Origin of the sequence: Neorhodopirellula pilleata, assembly GCF_007859915.1 — a bacterium.
Lineage (GTDB): Bacteria > Planctomycetota > Planctomycetia > Pirellulales > Pirellulaceae > Rhodopirellula > Rhodopirellula pilleata.
Genome location: NZ_SJPM01000015.1, coordinates 47,205 through 62,618, shown reverse-complemented (window position 1 = coordinate 62,618; position 15,414 = coordinate 47,205). Strand labels below are relative to the sequence as shown.

Genomic DNA, 15,414 nt, shown 5'->3' with positions numbered 1-15,414 from the left:
CAGCTTGCCACGTTTACCGGTGGCTACCTTGGCAAAGGTTTCGCGTTCTTCGTCTGTCAGCTTGATACGATAGAGCTTGCGGTTTGACATTCGACCGTCCGTGGTCTCGGGGGAAGAGGGGCTTAAATACCTTTTTCTACCCGAAAACCAAGCTGCGGCTGAATACTAGTGGCGAACTGAACTTCCTCAAATTGGTACGAAGAATCAGCCACGTAACGCGGTGATCCGTGGGTAACGAGGGAACCGGACCAGCTCGCCGAGCTGCCGCCAGCACGTTACTCGTTGGCGATGCAATAAAGGTGCGATTTGCTTCTCAGGAAGAGTTGGTCGCCAACGATGGCGGCCGAAGCGTCGATCTCGTCATCAAGTTTGTTGGTGGCGACGACTTCGAACGATTGAGCGTGATCAATGACGACCGTCGTGCCGTCTCGGCCGGTCAAATAAATGTGGTTGTCTGCGGCGACGGGTGAGGCGTAAACAGACGACACATCGGGCAACCGGGTTTGGTCGATGATCAGTTCGCCTGTCTTGGCATCGCGTGAGACCAAAACGCCATTGTTGGCTTTCACGAAATAAAGCTGCCCTTTGTAAAGCACCGGCGACGGGACGTAGGGCGCTGCGTCTTCTTCGTACCAAGTGATGACGTCGGAATCGGTGATGTCACCCTCGGCGCTTAACGGAATGGAATAGATCGCGTAGCCGCGAAAGCCTGTCATGACGATCACGTTGTCTTCGAATCGAACCGGGGTGGGGATCGGGTTGCCGACTTGCCCGCCGCATTCCCAGATGAGTTCACCGGTGGCCAAATCATAACTTCGCACGCGTTTGGACCCGTTCGTGATCACCTGGGTGCGACCTTGATACTCGGTGATCAATGGAGTCGCCCAAGTGGTTTGTTCATCACGCGATTGACGCCATTTTTCTTTACCGGTTGCGGCGTCGAGCGCCACGATGAACGACTCGCCTTCGTGATCCCACGGAACCACCACGGTGCCGTCGTGAACCGCCGGTGAACTGCCTTCGCCGAATTGAGCCCGCGTTTGCATCTGGCCGAGATTGACTTCCCACAGTTGTTTGCCGCCGCGGTCCAAGCAGAACACACCACGTGAACCGAACGACATGTAGAGTCGTTCGCCGTCGGTGACGGGCGACGACGAAGCGAATGTATTGGTGCTGTGCCCGGCTTCGTGCGGCACTTGTTGGGTCAAGCTGGTTCTCCAGATTTCTTTGCCTGTCTCGCGATCGTAGGCGAGCACAACGAAATCGTAATAGTTCGTTGGTTTGGCACCGCCGCCGAATCCGCCGCGTCCCCGGCCACCAAAGCCCCCGCGTCCGCCGAAGCCGCCTGGACCTCCACGTCCCTCGCGTCCGCCGAACCCGCCGGGGCCTGGACGTTGTGGTCCCGCTTGGGCATCGGCGCGTTGAGTCGGCTCGTTTGATAACGTTGGTGACTCTGCGGCTGACTCACCGGTTCCCTCGACGACACGGTCGGTCTTGATCGCGGTACTCACGTAGACTCGGTCGCCTAGAATGATCGGCGTACTACTGCCAACACCGGGAACGTCAATCTTCCACTTGATGTTTTCGGACTCGCTCCATCGGGTTGGTGGATTGGCTTCCGACGCGACCCCCGAACCGCTCGGACCACGCCATTGCGGCCACCCGTTGGAAACGTCTTCGGCCGAAGCGAATGGGAAGGCCATCAGCGGGGATAATGTGAGTAAAAAGTTCAAACAAATCGTTCTCACGAGATGGTCTCCGATCGAAAGAGGTGAGTTGCGTCGGTACGTACGAATAGCCGGTTCTAGGTTGAACCCCATGGCCTTGCTGCAGTTTCGGTGATGCGGGGTTTCGTTGATCTTGGGTTTTGTTGGTCTGGGTTTTGTTGGTCTGGGTTTTGTTGTTTTGGCAAATAGACGCTAACCTGAGGAATTGTTCGGAAATAACTTCGCCATTTGCATTGAGCAAGAGGATCGGAACCCGAAGCGTCAGCGAGGGATGCTCCGTTTATCTTGATCCCTCGCTAACGCGTTTTGAACTTGTGCTTTTTTCGTAACCCGCTGTGTCAACGAGGGATCATTGATATTGACTCATCCCTCGCTTACGCAGCGGGTTACGATAAATCAACTCATCCCTCGCTTACGCAGCGGGTTACGATAGATCAATGCCACAGGCAAAATCGCAACTTCAAAAAAGGCGGCTAGGCCGCAAGTATAAAAGCCCGATGCGCAAGCGAGTGATCACGCGGGTATCTGGACGTATCGAACGAATCCCCTCCTCGCGCGTCGGGCTTATATCATTCGCGTTCAAAAAAAACAAACGCGGCAATTAACTGTTTTAGGCTTCGTCCTGATGGTAGCATTCTGGCTCCACCGGTGACCCCGTCAACTCGATCCGATTGGCCGTCCGCCCCAAATCGCGGAAAAAAAGTCCGCCGGGCAAACATCTCGAGCAAAACAGGAATCAAACATCACCATGAGTTCTTTGCGAAGTGTCGTCGTTGGCACCGGATTCATTGGTCCCGTTCACGTCGAAGGCCTGAAGAGGGCCGGCGTCGATGTTGTCGGGATCATCGGCTCGACGGCCGAAAAATCTCGATCCGCGTGTGAGCGGCTTAAGTTACCGAACGTGTACTCGACACTCTCAGAAGCCTTAGGTGATCCGACCGTCGATGTCGTTCATCTAACCACACCCAACGCATTGCACTTCGAGCAAGTCCAAGCGGTATTGGCTGCGGGGAAACATTGTCTATGTGAAAAACCGCTGGCGATGAATACGGCTCAGTCGGCCGAGTTGGTCCGGCTCGCTGCGGCGAGCGGATTGGTGACGGGCGTCGCGTACAACATTCGGTTCTATCCGCTGTGTCATGAAGCCGCCGCTCGTGTCGCCAACGGCGCGATCGGGGACGTGATCAGCGTCCATGGCTCTTACGTCCAGGACTGGTTATTGTATCCCCGCGATTTCAATTGGCGGGTGATGGCGGAAGACGGAGGCGAGCTACGGGCCGTAGCCGACATCGGCACCCATTGGCTTGACTTGATTCAGTTCATCACGGGAAGCAAAGTTACATCGGTGTGCGCGGATTTGCGAACCGTTCATTCACAACGCTTTCAACCGGTCGGCGGGGCCGAAACGTTTTCCGGCTCGCAGTCATCGTCGATTGATACTCAAGCTGTCGACGTGACGACGGAAGATTGTGGTTCGATCATGCTGAGATTTGAAAGCGGAGCGAACGGTAGTTTGTGGGTCTCGCAAGTGACAGCCGGACGCAAGAATTCGCTTTGCTTTGAGTTGGCGGGGACCCAGTCCGCGTTGCATTGGAATAGCGAGTCGCCCAATCAAATGTGGATCGGTCATCGGGAAAGGGCCAACGAATTGCTCGTTCGAGATCCATCGCTACTCGATTCGTCGGCATCGGGAATCAGCCAGTACCCAGGCGGACATAACGAGGGGTTCCCAGACACGTTCAAACAGTTGTTCCGTTCGTTCTACGGTTACATTGAGCGTGGAGACAGCTCGTTACCTGCACCTTTTCCAACGTTCGCCGATGGACATCGCGAGATTTTGATATGCGACGCGATCTTGAAGAGTCACCAGGAACGTCGTTGGATGGACGTATGTTGCTGAGAACGCCCGAGCGTTGTCATCTTGCGGTACGCGATCTGCTCACCCACTAGCCATTGGGTCGAAAGCGTGGGCTGTGCCAAACCCAACGCGACGCGGGACGGACTGTTGGTTCAATCGTAACCCGATGCGTAAGCGAGGGATAATTGATATTGACTCATCCCTCGCTTACGCTTCGGGTTACGATAAACCAATGCCACAGGCAAAAGCGCAACTTCAAAACTTACGCGTCGGGTTACGATTTAGACTCAATCAACACGCCATCGGCGGCGGTTGAAACGCTATCGAACCGTGGCCAGCACCCGTCGGCTGGTTTGATCTCGAATTCCGGAGACGTGTATGTCTTGGTTCAGAACGCTCGACCCCATTTGGCAGGCTCTCGCGGCCGGGATGTTTACCTGGGGGCTGACCGCCGTGGGAGCGGCGCTCGTTTTTGGTCTGGTCAACGTTCATCGTAAAATGTTCGACGCGATGCTGGGATTCGCTGGTGGCGTGATGCTTGCCGCCAGTTATTGGAGTCTGCTTGCTCCGTCGATCGAGGTTGCCGCTGAACAGGGATGGCCGAGCTGGTTTCCCGCCGCGGTTGGTTTTCTTGGTGGCGGTGCGTTTCTGTATGTACTGGATCGTATTCTGCCGCACCTCCACCGAGGTCTCCCGATGGAATCGGCCGAAGGGATGAAGACCGCTTGGCAGCGTAGCGTCCTCTTGATCATCGCGATCACTCTTCACAACATTCCCGAAGGACTCGCCGTGGGCGTTTCATTCGGTGGTACCGCCAGCGGCCTCGAAAGTACGAGCTATGGCAGTGCGGTCGCCTTGGCGATCGGAATCGGATTGCAAAATGTGCCCGAAGGCATCGCGGTCGCGGTCCCACTACGGGCCGAAGGCATGAGCCGCGTCAAAGCATTCATGATTGGCCAAGCATCCGCGATGGTCGAGCCGATCGCCGCAGTCGTCGGAGCCGCCGTTATTTCAGTGTCCGCTCCGGTGCTTCCATTTGCACTTAGTTTTGCCGCCGGTGCGATGGTTTACGTCGTCGTCGAGGAACTGATTCCCGAAACACAGCAGCAGGGCAACGAGGACCTCGCCACGCTGTTTTTGATGATCGGCTTCACCGTCATGATGATCCTCGACGTGGCTTTGGGTTGAGTAATGCGTTACCAAGTCGATCTAGTGGTTCAGTCTCTTGAAAACTTTTCTTGAAGGTAATCCGAACGTAAGTGCTTGAGCACATCGAGTGGCTCGCACTGGTTGTCATCGCCGTAATCAATATCGACCGGTCCGATGGCTTCGGCGGCTTCGATCGCAGCGGCGTTGAGCACAGCGTTTCGTTTGCCGATTCCCATCAGTGCCGTATTCATGGCTTCCCGCACCCACATCTCTTCGTTGTGGATGGATTCGCGAATGCGTTTGATTCGATCAAGCAAGTAGGCGTCGTCCATTCCTTTGGGGTTTCGCTTGGAAAGCTCATAGAGCAAGGAGTAGCCACACCGTCGCCGCATCGGATCGTTGCTGTCCACCCAATCGCGAGCGATCTCGAATGCGAACGGGGTTTTCGACAGCGGCGCTCCGCATGATGCGAAGACATGAACAAGCATTCCCGATGCCAAGCCCTGGTCGACTTGTTCTTCGGCCTGCTCTCGCGTCATCTTCTTGGGATCGTCGACCAAGATTCCGACAATCTTGGCATCATAGACGTTGCTCTTGGATAGCGTGCGTGCGAGTCGATGATCGCGCCCGAGTTCCTTGGCGAACTTCCTGAGTCGCGTGAGGCCGATTCCGTAGCTGTCAAGTTGCTGCGGCCGCTTTTGCCAATGAGCGATTCCTCGCTCGTCCGCGTTGAGCTTGAGCCATGCAATGACTTCTTTTTTTGACATTGCCATTTAGCAAATCTCCACGATCGATCACTAGCAGACCCACCGTCTCGCTAATCGGGTGATAGAAAAATGTTGATAATCCACCTGCCATCGATGCATGTGGTATCGGATCGCTAACAAGATTTCTTACGGTCGACCCGAGAAGAAAACTGCGGTCGAATCGCAGTGTAGAAATTTGCTTGCGGCAAGTCGACCAAATTAAAACCCGACGGGTGAAGGCGTGTTGATCGAGTCGGCATCGTAACTCGAAGCGTTAGCGAGGGATATCGACAGAGGATTAAATGACGTTCAATCCCTCGCTGACGCGTCGGGTTACGATTAAATTAACAGCCTGTCACGGATTACAAGTCATGCGATCGCTTCGGGTGAGGATCGTAATCGATCGCTCACCCGCGATGGTTAACGCGAAACTATCGTCCTGGATCGAATCCGGTTTGGGCGATTTCCTCTTCTTCTTGAATGATGATCCGTGGGGTCACCATCAACATTAGGCTGGTCGAGGTTCGACCGACGCCGACGTTTCGGAACAGGCGGCTGACGTAAGGGATCTTGCTCAAGAACGGAACACCCCGTTCGTTGCGTCCTTCACTCATTCGCTTGATCCCGCCCAGAAGAATCGTGCCGCCGTCAGGGACGCTGACGGTGGTGCTGACCGAAGTCGAGGCGAACGTCGGCTGTTGAACCGTCGTACCTTGAACGATCTCCTCTTCTTCGTTTTCGTCTTCCTCGTTGATCACGCCGTCACCGTTGGTGTCGACCTGACGGGTGCTGCTGTTGCGCGTCGTCCGGTTGCCTTCGTAGGTGAACGTGTTGACTTCACCGATTTGGCTGAAGGTTGGAACCAGCGTTAGACGAACGAATCGCTTGTCATCGCTAACGACACCTTGAACGTTCAACCGAGTGCCTTCGTCGAGGACCACGATGACCGGTTGCTGGGCGACGGCGAAGTCACCGACAACCGGGATGATGCTGGTTACGAACGGTCGTGCAACGGTATCGTTGATCGATGCGATTTGTCCATCGAACAGCGTGATCTTTGGGGCTTGCATGATGTTACTGCGGTTGTCCCCTTGAGCGGCCTGCAAGAAGAAGAACGCTTCGATATCACTCAGGATCGCGAAACCGATCGTCGACAACGAACCGGCGTCTCCACCGAAGGGCGGCAAAGCAGCCCCGAAGGTGTTTTGGTCAAAGCGAATGTCCAAGTCAGCCGTCGGGATACCAGGGGCATCCAAGCCGATCGTCACGGCCGGCCCGGAGTCGTCCGGTGGAATCTGGGTTGCGTTGTCGTCGAATCGCACGTCGAAATCGATGCCGATCTGTTCGAAGAACGTGTCGGCGAGCGTGATGAAGCGAACTTCAATCGTGATCTGCAAGTTCTGCAATCGGCGAAGCGATTCGAGCAGGTCGACGATCTGATCGTGAACATCGCTCGTCGTGCTGATGACCAACGACAAGTTTTGTGGGTAGGGTGCCATCGTTCCGACACCACCGAGGGCTTCCCAGGTATCCGGTTCGATGGTTTGTTGAATCAATTGCATCAGCGAGTCGAAGTCGGCCATCGATCCACCTCCGCGGCCGCCCGACAGGGCTCCGGCGGATCCCAGGCCGCCGGCGAATCCGCCGCCGTTGCCCATCGGGTTGTATTGGCCGAGCATGTTGCGTCCGAGTTGGTTGGCCGAATTGTTGTTGGCCATGTTGCCGCCCAGATCCGTCATCGAGACGGGGACGAGCTGAACGTCGGTCGATGGATTGATCATCTGATAGGCAGACTTCAAAGCGCCAGCCAACCCGTGCTCATATCCAGAGATAAAGTTGGGGATCGGAGTGACCAAGTCGGCGACACGATAGGTGCGTGTTTCGACCATCGTTCGTTTGGCTTCGCGGCTGGTGATGTTCAGCACGTCGTTGTCGATCACGTACGAAAGATCCAAATCACCGAGCAACAAGTTCAAGGCACTGCCGAGCGAGATGCGGTTATTGATGGTTTTCGAGACGGGCGTATCACGGTTGACCCGCAATGTGGCCAAGGCACGCGAGTCGATCGCGATCGGAACACCGGTCACGGCAGACAAATCGTCAAGGACTTCGCCGAGAGGTCGATCACGGTATTTCAATTCCACGTCGGAATCAAGTTTTCGTTTGATCTCCTGTTCGCGAATGGTATATCGAGAGTTATTGTCGCCGCTGGCCAGGCGACGATCGGAGAGTTCACGCCAAGTCTGTGGGTCCTGGAACGAGAACGGACGATCGGGATCCGGAGGGATCGCGGCGGCTCCGATGGCAAGCATTTCGCGAACGAAACCGTTTTCGCTGCCCGCTTTGATTTCCTCATCCATTTGGATGCGAACTTGGGTGCGTGAAGCGTGAGCCATGCTCATGGCGATCGTCGAGTTCGGTTTGAGCTCTTGGACCTGTTTGGCGATGACTTCGGCCTCTTGGAATCGGTTCTGATCCATCAGGTCATTAAAGCTTTCGACCAATGACGCGATTTCTTCATCGATGCGAGATTCACGTAAGTCTTCGTTTTCCATCTCGCTACGAATCGCTTCGTTACGCAGGTCGAGCGAGATCTTCGCTCGGTTGGCTTCGACGTAGGCGGTTTGTTCGGACAGTGCGCGGCCGACCATGGCCACGAGTGCGGCACGGGAAGCTTCGTCGATGTTGGCACCTTCGACTTTGCGAGCCAATCGCTCCAGGTTATCGACCGCGTCGAGCGGCGCGGATTCTTTGATCTCGTTGGCTTTGGCGAGTTCGGTGGTAACCTCGCGGTAGAGACGCTGAACACTCTGCGCGGCGGCCAGATCGGCTTTTTGAATCGGTGTCAGATCGGCTTCGGCAGGTCCACCGGCCAGTGGCATGGGTGACGGCTTGAGCAACGTCAACTTATCTTGCAGGGCGCGGCGGGTATCGATCGGAAGTTCCGACTCGAACTTCCAAGCATCGACAAATTTGGCTCGAGCTTCGGTTTTCTTGCCGGCCGAAAGCAGTTGCATGCCTTCGTTGAATAATGCTTCACCTTCGCTGGCCGGTTCGTTGTCCGAAGCGAGTGATTCGGTTGCCTGGACAGGACGGATCGCACCGTACTGCGCGGCCGAATCATTGCCGCCTGTTTGTGCGATCATCGACGGTCCAATCGGCATCACACCGCCCGCTTGGGCGATCGGATTGCTAGGGCCGGCGGGTTGATAGGGAGCGGACGTTGCCAGTTGCGTCAAGTCGACACCAGTGCGACGCGCGGTGGCTTGCACATCAAGCAGCAACTGCCACGGCCGAGCATCGTTGGGGGCGAATTCGTGTTGGGCAACGCCGAGGCTTTGTGCTCGTGATGCCAACGTGAACGCCGAGCGAACATCGCCGCGATCCAAAGCGGCACGGCCCATCGCGACGAGGCGACGAGTTTCTTGTTGACGTTCGGGCAACGGTGAGTTTGGCGAAACGGTTGGTTGCGTTTGCGGGGCGGTCACCTTGCCAGCCATCGGCAACGCCAAATGAGCCGCGTCGATTCCGCGTGCAAATAATTGTTCGTAGCGTCGGCGAAGTTGTTCGGTCGCGACGGATGCATCACGAACTTGGCCAGAGGCGAGTAACCCTCCGGCGGTTCGATAGGTTTGCACGGCGGTGGTGAAATCGCCTGATGAGACCGCCGCATCGATTTGCTGCAACAGACCGTCGATGGACATCGCGGCTGATGGGTTGCCCACCGTCGGATTGGCGGCCGGGCTTGACGCGGTGACGTTCGCAGGCAGTGTGAACTGGGCCTGAGCTGTCGAGGCGATCAGGTTGACTCCGCCAAAAACGCCCCCGACGAACAGGCAGACCGGAATCGATTTCAGGAAAGTCATTCGTTGAGCGGCCTTCGAGTGAATGGTCGTGCGAGTTGATTCGGCCGTAGACGAACCCTTCCGCCGTGGCGGGTGATACGATCGGTTCAACGCGACTCTCCTTCTTCGCGGTGAGACAATGGAAGCATGAATCGGAAAGCTCTCGCGTGAACTCGCCACGGGGCAAAAAAATCTTTCGTGTTCCGTCACAATAAGGTCTGTTTGCTAGTGGGCAGGTGGATAACGGGATGGAAACGTTGACCTAGACGGTCACCTAAACTGATTCCGAGTGTCGGCATCCGGACGCTCTGGACGGGAACAAAGCCGGTTCGAGCGAGGGAGTTGACACGGAAACCTTCCGAGTGAGGTTGGCAATACGATCTGCGGCGAAACGATGTCAAGTCGATTTCGAAGCTTTTTTCTATAGCGATTTCTTAACAATTCTCTTCCTAAGGTCGGTTTATCCGTGAAACGTTTCGTCCAACTATTCGAAAGCCTGGACCAAACGACGAAAACGAACGAAAAAATTGCCGCAATCGCTGGCTATTTTTCGACCGTGTTGAACGATGCCCAATCAAGCCGAGCCGACGCAGCCTGGGCCGCCCATTACCTCAGCGGGCGGCGGGCCAAACGACTCGTTCGTACAGGTACGCTGCGACGATTGGCGGCAGAGGCGGCGGACATACCCGATTGGCTTTTTGACGAATCCTACGATGCCGTTGGCGATCTGGCCGAGACGATTTCTTTGCTCGTTCCGCCATCCGATATCGAGCAGCGTGAAACCGGCGAGCGATCACTGACAACTTGGATCGAAAATTTTGTTTTGCCACTGGCGAAGATGGAGGAAACCGAGCAGCAGCTGCTCGTCGGCGAGATTTGGCAGCAAACCGACGGCACCTCGCGATTGATATTGATGAAGCTGATCACGGGTTCGTTTCGCTTAGGTGTGAGTGCTCGCTTGGTCGCACGTGGTATCGCTCAGGCCACCGGACTTCCCCCCGATGTGATCGCTCATCGTTTGATGGGGCACTGGAAAGCATCTGCGGATTTCGTCGACCGCTTGGTTGATCCGGATACCGACGACGCGGTGCTCAGTCGGCCCTACCCGTTCTGTTTGGCTCATGCACTCCAGGGTGATAACGGCGAGGGTGAAGAAAGTGAATTTAAGCACGAGATGCTTGCCCCGGTCGTGTCTGGTTTGGGCGGCGTCAGCGATTACATTGCGGAGTGGAAGTGGGACGGCATTCGCGGCCAAGTCATCCGCCGCAGCGGCCAAACGTTTGTTTGGTCGCGGGGCGAGGAATTGATGCAAGGACGTTGGCCGGAGGTTGAACGGGCGGCGGAGTTTTTGCCCGACGGAACGGTCCTCGACGGAGAAATCTTGGCCAGCCGCTTCGACGGTGACCGCATCGAAGTGCTTCCGTTTGCGGAACTGCAGCGGCGTATCGGGCGCAAGACCGTCGGCAAAAAACTGTTGGCCGAAGTTCCCGTCATGTTCCACGCGTTCGATTGCTTGGAATACGACGGCGTCGACGTGCGGGAACAACCGCTCTCAAAACGACGAGACTATCTGCTTGCACTGGTCGAACAACACCAACCACCTGGACTGCATCTCAATCCTGCAATTCCGGTACGATCATGGTCAGACGTCGCCGATGTTCGCTCAACAAGTCGCGATCAAAACGCCGAGGGCGTCATGCTAAAACGTCTTGATGCGACGTATTCGGTCGGTCGCGTTCGTGGCGTTTGGTGGAAATGGAAACTGGCTCCGTACACCGTCGACGCGGTCTTGATCTACGCCCAACGAGGACACGGCAAACGAGCAAGCCTTTACACGGACTATACGTTTGCTGTTTGGAATGGCGGGGAACTGGTTCCATTCGCCAAAGCATACAGCGGCTTGACTGACGCGGAGATTCGCATTGTCGATCGATTCGTTCGCGAGAATACATCGCAACGATTCGGTCCGGTTCGCAGCGTCAAGCCGGAGTTGGTGATGGAACTCGCCTTCGAGGGACTGCAACGCAGCACGCGGCACAAGAGCGGCATCGCGACCCGATTTCCGCGGATCGTGCGCATCCGCAAGGATAAAACTCCCGCAGACGCGGACAAGCTTGAAGACTTGGTCGCGATGTTAGAGTCAACCGCGCCTTAAGCATCGCGTGAACAATAAGTGATGGATTCTTAACGTGGCGTCGACTTTCAGTCGACGTTTCAGGGTTTGGCGACTGAAAGTCGCCACCACTTAATGTTCACGCGATGCTAAAAAAACACCGAATGCGGCGATAACTGATGTAGCGAAGGCGAGTTTCTCTACGGGAGATCGACTCTCCGGTGTTGTGCGTTTCAGTTCAATCGATAGAGCTGCGAGATTTGGTCCAACACGAGCTGTTCGGCTTCGCAAATCCGTCCGATTCCAAAACAACCGCCCGAGGCCTCGGCGATCTGGGTTGCTTGTGTCTTCAAACGTTTTCCGATGGCGATCCGCAAGCCGAGTCGCATGCGTTCGGCGCACTGATTGGTATACAGCCACCACAAACGCTTCAAATCGTTATCGGGTCGCTGGTGCAGCCAGCTTTGGAACGTCGCGACGGCCGCCGGGTTGCCGATCAATTCCGAATCGACAATGCAACAAGTGGCGACCATTCGCTCTTGCGCCGTCACCTCACCGCTGGCCCAGGCGATTTCCGCCAGGGGCAACAATGGCAAGGCCGCGATCGTGTCTTTGTCGAATCCGAACGTGAGCAACTCCGAAATCAGTTCGCGATCATTGATTTGAGAGGCTTGCATGAGCTCATCGAAACGTTGCTCGCAAAGTGCCTGTCGATGAAACTGACGCCGAAGCTCGATCGAGTCCCGGAAACAATGTGCCTCTTCAAGCCGCGTCAATTTGCGAGCCATCGCGTTGGAAGTCACCATCATTTCACTCCGATTGATATGCGTAGGGTTTGATAAATCGGTTCGCAAACACTCCGCCTAGCGAACGGGTTATTGTACCGCCGGTGCGGCAAACTGACTCATCAAAAAAATGCATTCGCACATCGACAAAAGCAATCGAAAGCCCAGTGATCACCCGGACTATTGGCGAGTTTCGCTATCCTAGTGCTCCGTCAAAATTAAAAATGAGGGTTGGCTTAAAACGTGGCACGGTGGTCCCCACCGTGATTCTCGACGGAGGACCGTCGAGCCACGTTGCTGACGCCCTAAAGTCAAATCTTGACGAAGCACTAAGCAAGTAGTCGCGTGATCAAGGCGTCTGCCGAGTCATGTCGATACGCCACTTCGTCGGAGGATTTTTCCGCTAGGTTTTTGACCTGCACCACTCCACGCTGCCACTCGTTGCCGCCTGCTACGATCGCGTACTTGAACCCGCTTGCGTCGGCGTACTTGAGTTGTTGCCCCAACTTTTTTGGTTCCGGGTATACCTCCGTGCCGATGCCTCCACGCCGTAGATTCGTAGCCAATTTCAAGTAGTCGTCGCGGTGGTCGGCGTCGAAGTACAAAATCATTACTGGACAGGGTTTGTTTGTCGTCGACAATTTATCGAGCGTCTCGAGTGCGGCAAGCAATCGATCCAGACCCAAGGAGGCACCGATGCCGGGTAAATGTTGTTTGGTATAAAGGCCGGCTAGGTTGTCGTATCGGCCGCCGCTGCAGATGCTTCCGATCGAAGGCAGTTCGTCGAGCGTTGTTTCGAAAATCACGCCTGTGTAATAATCCAGTCCGCGGGCGATCGACACATCGATGTTCAATCGGTCGGGCGAGACGCCCGAGGCGATCGCCCCTTCGTAAATCTCTCGCAAACGATCGATACCGGCCACCGCGGTGGCGTTGTGGTTCACGATTTCTGGCAAGCGATCGAAAATGCCGCTTGCGCCGGCCGACTCGGTTTCCGACTTGAGTTCCGCCAATCGCAAGACTTGATTGGCTTGATCGGCGGTGATGTTCGCCGCCGAGACCATTTCGGCAGCGGTTTTTTCCAATCCGATCTTTCCGAGTTTATCGAGGCTCCGCAGGATCGCGGTCGTCTTGTCGGCTAGGCCGAGCGATTCGAGCAAACCGGACAGAATCACGCGGTTGTTGATGCTGATCGTAAACGCATCGATGCCGATCGCCTTCAACAGCGAATCGATCACCGTGACCGCTTCGATGTCCGCCAAGACCGACTCGGTCCCGATCGTGTCAAAGTCGCACTGATAGAATTCGCGGTACCTGCCCGCTTGGGGGTTCTCACCACGCCACACCGGCGCGATGTGATAGCGTTTAAAAGGCGTCCCGAGGGTACCGATATGCTGCGCCGCAAACCGCGCCAACGGCACCGTCAAATCGAATCGCATCCCGACGGGCCGTCCGCCGTTGTCGGTGAATGAATAAAGTTGCCGGTCGGTTTCCTCACTGCCCTTGCCTGTCAAGACGTCCAAGTGCTCCAGGGTCGGCGTGTCGATCGGCGCAAAGCCGAACGATCGAAATGTCTCGCGAGCCGTCTCCATCAAACGCTCCCGAGGGATCATCGCGGCGGGAAGATAATCGCGAAAACCTTTAAGCGTCCGAGGCTGGATCAATGACATTCGAAGTTGCGAGAGGCGAGTGGCGAGAGGCGAGAACCGAGTGGAGGTCACTCGAGGGGATCAGTTTAGCGGTATCGAGGTTCGCCGAAAGGGAGCCAACAAGGTACGGGACAACAAGATAAGAACAAGGTAAGGGACAGAGCGTCGACCGCTACGGCGATTTGCGAGTCTGTGATACGATCGGCGGGCCAATTTCATCCGCTCCCCTTGCCACCCCGCAAATTTGATTCATGCCACACGATGTTTATGCCGTCGGCAACGCTCTGGTCGATATCCAAGCCCAGGTCGATGACGCCCTCTTGAGCCAGCTCGCTTTCGAAAAAGGCGTGATGACGCTCGTCGATGATGAGCGTCAGGCTGGAGTTTTGGCCAATTTTGACTTGCCGAAATTGCACCGCTGTGCCGGCGGTTCGGCGGCCAACACGATCGCAGCGGTCGCGGACTTCGGCGGCAAAGCGGCGTTCGTGGGCAAGATCGGCGACGACGAAACCGGCGAATTCTTTCTCCGAGATCTGCGGGCGCTAGGCGTGACGATCGACGTTGATCCGCTTCCCGGAACTCCGACGGGGACCTGCGCCATTTTGATCAGTGACGACGCCGAGCGCACCATGCTGACGAATCTCGGAGCGTCGTCGCGGTTGTCTGAGGTCGACATCGACGAGGCCGCCGTGATCGATGCGAAATACATCTACATCGAGGGCTATCTGTTCACAGGCGAAGACACCAAGGCGGCGGCCTACCGGGCGATCGACTATGCGGTCAAGAACAACATTAAGATCGCCTTTACCGCCTCAGACCCGTTTTTGGTCAATATGATTCGTGAAGAGATTTGGGATCTCATTCGCGGTCCGGTCGATTTGTTTTTCTGTAACGAAGAGGAAGCCCAAAGCCTTACCGGACTGACCGATCCGATCGCATGCGCCAGCAAAATTCATGAAACCGCTGAAAACGTCGCGATGACACTCGGCCCCAACGGATCGATTTTGATGCACGGCGGCGAAGCGATCGCGATCGAGGGAGTGTCCGTCAAAGCGGTCGACACGACCGGAGCTGGCGATATGTACGCCGGCGGAATCTTGTACGGCATCACCAACGGGTTGTCGTGGAAACAAGCCGGCCATCTCGCCTCCCACGCCGCCGCCCGCGTCGTCGGCCAACTCGGCGCTCGCTTGGCGACTCCCTTTACTCGTGAAGAAATCGAACAATTGATCAACGTGTAATTCTTCACCTTGAATCCGTCCAACCGTAGCGAAAGTCGCCATGACTTTCGGCGATTGCCGGTCCAAGCCGAAGTTCTTCGCGAGTTTCGCAATCTGAATGTTCCTGTTGCTTAACGGGGCCACCGGATGAGACGGTGGGTGACCGATCCATTGATTTCGCTGCTCTGAACGCCGGTCGTCCACGACTTGAGGTCTCAATTCCACGAATAATACGCGTCCGACTGCCTGAGTCGTGCGACGACGAAATATCCGGTAACTTGGTTGTATCCAAGGTCTTGCGACTATGGCTGTCCGTCCTTTC

9 protein-coding genes are annotated in these 15,414 nt (G+C 56.0%); 4 read left to right on the top strand and 5 right to left on the bottom strand.

Features of this window, described 5'->3' with window-relative positions; all coding sequences use genetic code 11:
- Positions 1-275 precede the first annotated feature (275 nt).
- Positions 276-1,703, bottom strand: coding sequence for an outer membrane protein assembly factor BamB family protein (locus tag Pla100_RS24975; RefSeq protein ID WP_146581390.1), 1,428 nt, complete (start codon positions 1,701-1,703; stop codon positions 276-278).
- A 772-nt stretch (positions 1,704-2,475) separates the two neighbouring features.
- On the opposite strand from Pla100_RS24975, the gene Pla100_RS24970 reads away from it, so the two are divergent.
- Both Pla100_RS24970 and Pla100_RS24965 read left to right on the top strand, forming a co-directional pair.
- A complete protein-coding gene (locus tag Pla100_RS24970; protein WP_146581264.1) occupies positions 2,476-3,627 on the top strand; it encodes a Gfo/Idh/MocA family protein in 1,152 nt (383 codons plus the stop codon).
- A 336-nt stretch (positions 3,628-3,963) separates the two neighbouring features.
- Positions 3,964-4,773 (top strand): ZIP family metal transporter, encoded by an 810-nt coding sequence (locus Pla100_RS24965; protein WP_146581262.1) that lies wholly within the window; start codon positions 3,964-3,966, stop codon positions 4,771-4,773.
- A gap of 29 nt (positions 4,774-4,802) precedes the next feature.
- On the opposite strand, the gene Pla100_RS24960 is transcribed toward Pla100_RS24965, so the two are convergent.
- Together Pla100_RS24960 and Pla100_RS24955 are read right to left on the bottom strand one after the other, a co-directional pair.
- Positions 4,803-5,507 (bottom strand): DNA alkylation repair protein, encoded by a 705-nt coding sequence (locus tag Pla100_RS24960; RefSeq protein WP_146581260.1) that lies wholly within the window; start codon positions 5,505-5,507, stop codon positions 4,803-4,805.
- Positions 5,508-5,911: 404 nt separating this feature from the next.
- Positions 5,912-8,980 carry a type II secretion system protein GspD gene (locus Pla100_RS24955; RefSeq protein WP_231603579.1) on the bottom strand — a complete coding sequence of 1,023 codons (3,069 nt, stop codon included), beginning with the start codon at positions 8,978-8,980 and terminating at the stop codon, positions 5,912-5,914.
- 811 nt (positions 8,981-9,791) lie between these two features.
- On the opposite strand from Pla100_RS24955, the gene Pla100_RS24950 reads away from it, so the two are divergent.
- Positions 9,792-11,480: an ATP-dependent DNA ligase gene (locus Pla100_RS24950; RefSeq protein ID WP_146581256.1), complete on the top strand. Its 1,689-nt coding sequence runs from the start codon at positions 9,792-9,794 to the stop codon at positions 11,478-11,480.
- Positions 11,481-11,671: 191 nt separating this feature from the next.
- Here Pla100_RS24950 and Pla100_RS24945 read toward each other — a convergent pair whose 3' ends face one another.
- Both Pla100_RS24945 and hisS read right to left on the bottom strand, forming a co-directional pair.
- Positions 11,672-12,115, bottom strand: coding sequence for a hypothetical protein (locus Pla100_RS24945; RefSeq protein WP_146581254.1), 444 nt, complete (start codon positions 12,113-12,115; stop codon positions 11,672-11,674).
- Positions 12,116-12,552: 437 nt separating this feature from the next.
- Complete coding sequence (gene hisS, locus Pla100_RS24940) at positions 12,553-13,887, bottom strand: histidine--tRNA ligase (RefSeq protein WP_146581388.1); 1,335 nt, start codon at positions 13,885-13,887, stop codon at positions 12,553-12,555.
- 236 nt (positions 13,888-14,123) lie between these two features.
- Between hisS and Pla100_RS24935 the strand changes: the two genes are divergently transcribed.
- Positions 14,124-15,113 carry an adenosine kinase gene (locus Pla100_RS24935; RefSeq protein ID WP_146581252.1) on the top strand — a complete coding sequence of 330 codons (990 nt, stop codon included), beginning with the start codon at positions 14,124-14,126 and terminating at the stop codon, positions 15,111-15,113.
- Positions 15,114-15,414: the final 301 nt, after the last annotated feature.

Coding starts and splice junctions, on each gene's coding strand:
- Pla100_RS24945 (WP_146581254.1), bottom strand. CDS start 12,115: ATGCAAGCCTCTCAAATCAATGATCGCGAACTGATTTCGGAGTTGCTC.
- Pla100_RS24960 (WP_146581260.1), bottom strand. CDS start 5,507: ATGGCAATGTCAAAAAAAGAAGTCATTGCATGGCTCAAGCTCAACGCG.
- Pla100_RS24955 (WP_231603579.1), bottom strand. CDS start 8,980: ATGGCTGGCAAGGTGACCGCCCCGCAAACGCAACCAACCGTTTCGCCA.
- Pla100_RS24965 (WP_146581262.1), top strand. CDS start 3,964: ATGTCTTGGTTCAGAACGCTCGACCCCATTTGGCAGGCTCTCGCGGCC.
- Pla100_RS24935 (WP_146581252.1), top strand. CDS start 14,124: ATGCCACACGATGTTTATGCCGTCGGCAACGCTCTGGTCGATATCCAA.
- Pla100_RS24970 (WP_146581264.1), top strand. CDS start 2,476: ATGAGTTCTTTGCGAAGTGTCGTCGTTGGCACCGGATTCATTGGTCCC.
- Pla100_RS24975 (WP_146581390.1), bottom strand. CDS start 1,703: ATGGCCTTCCCATTCGCTTCGGCCGAAGACGTTTCCAACGGGTGGCCG.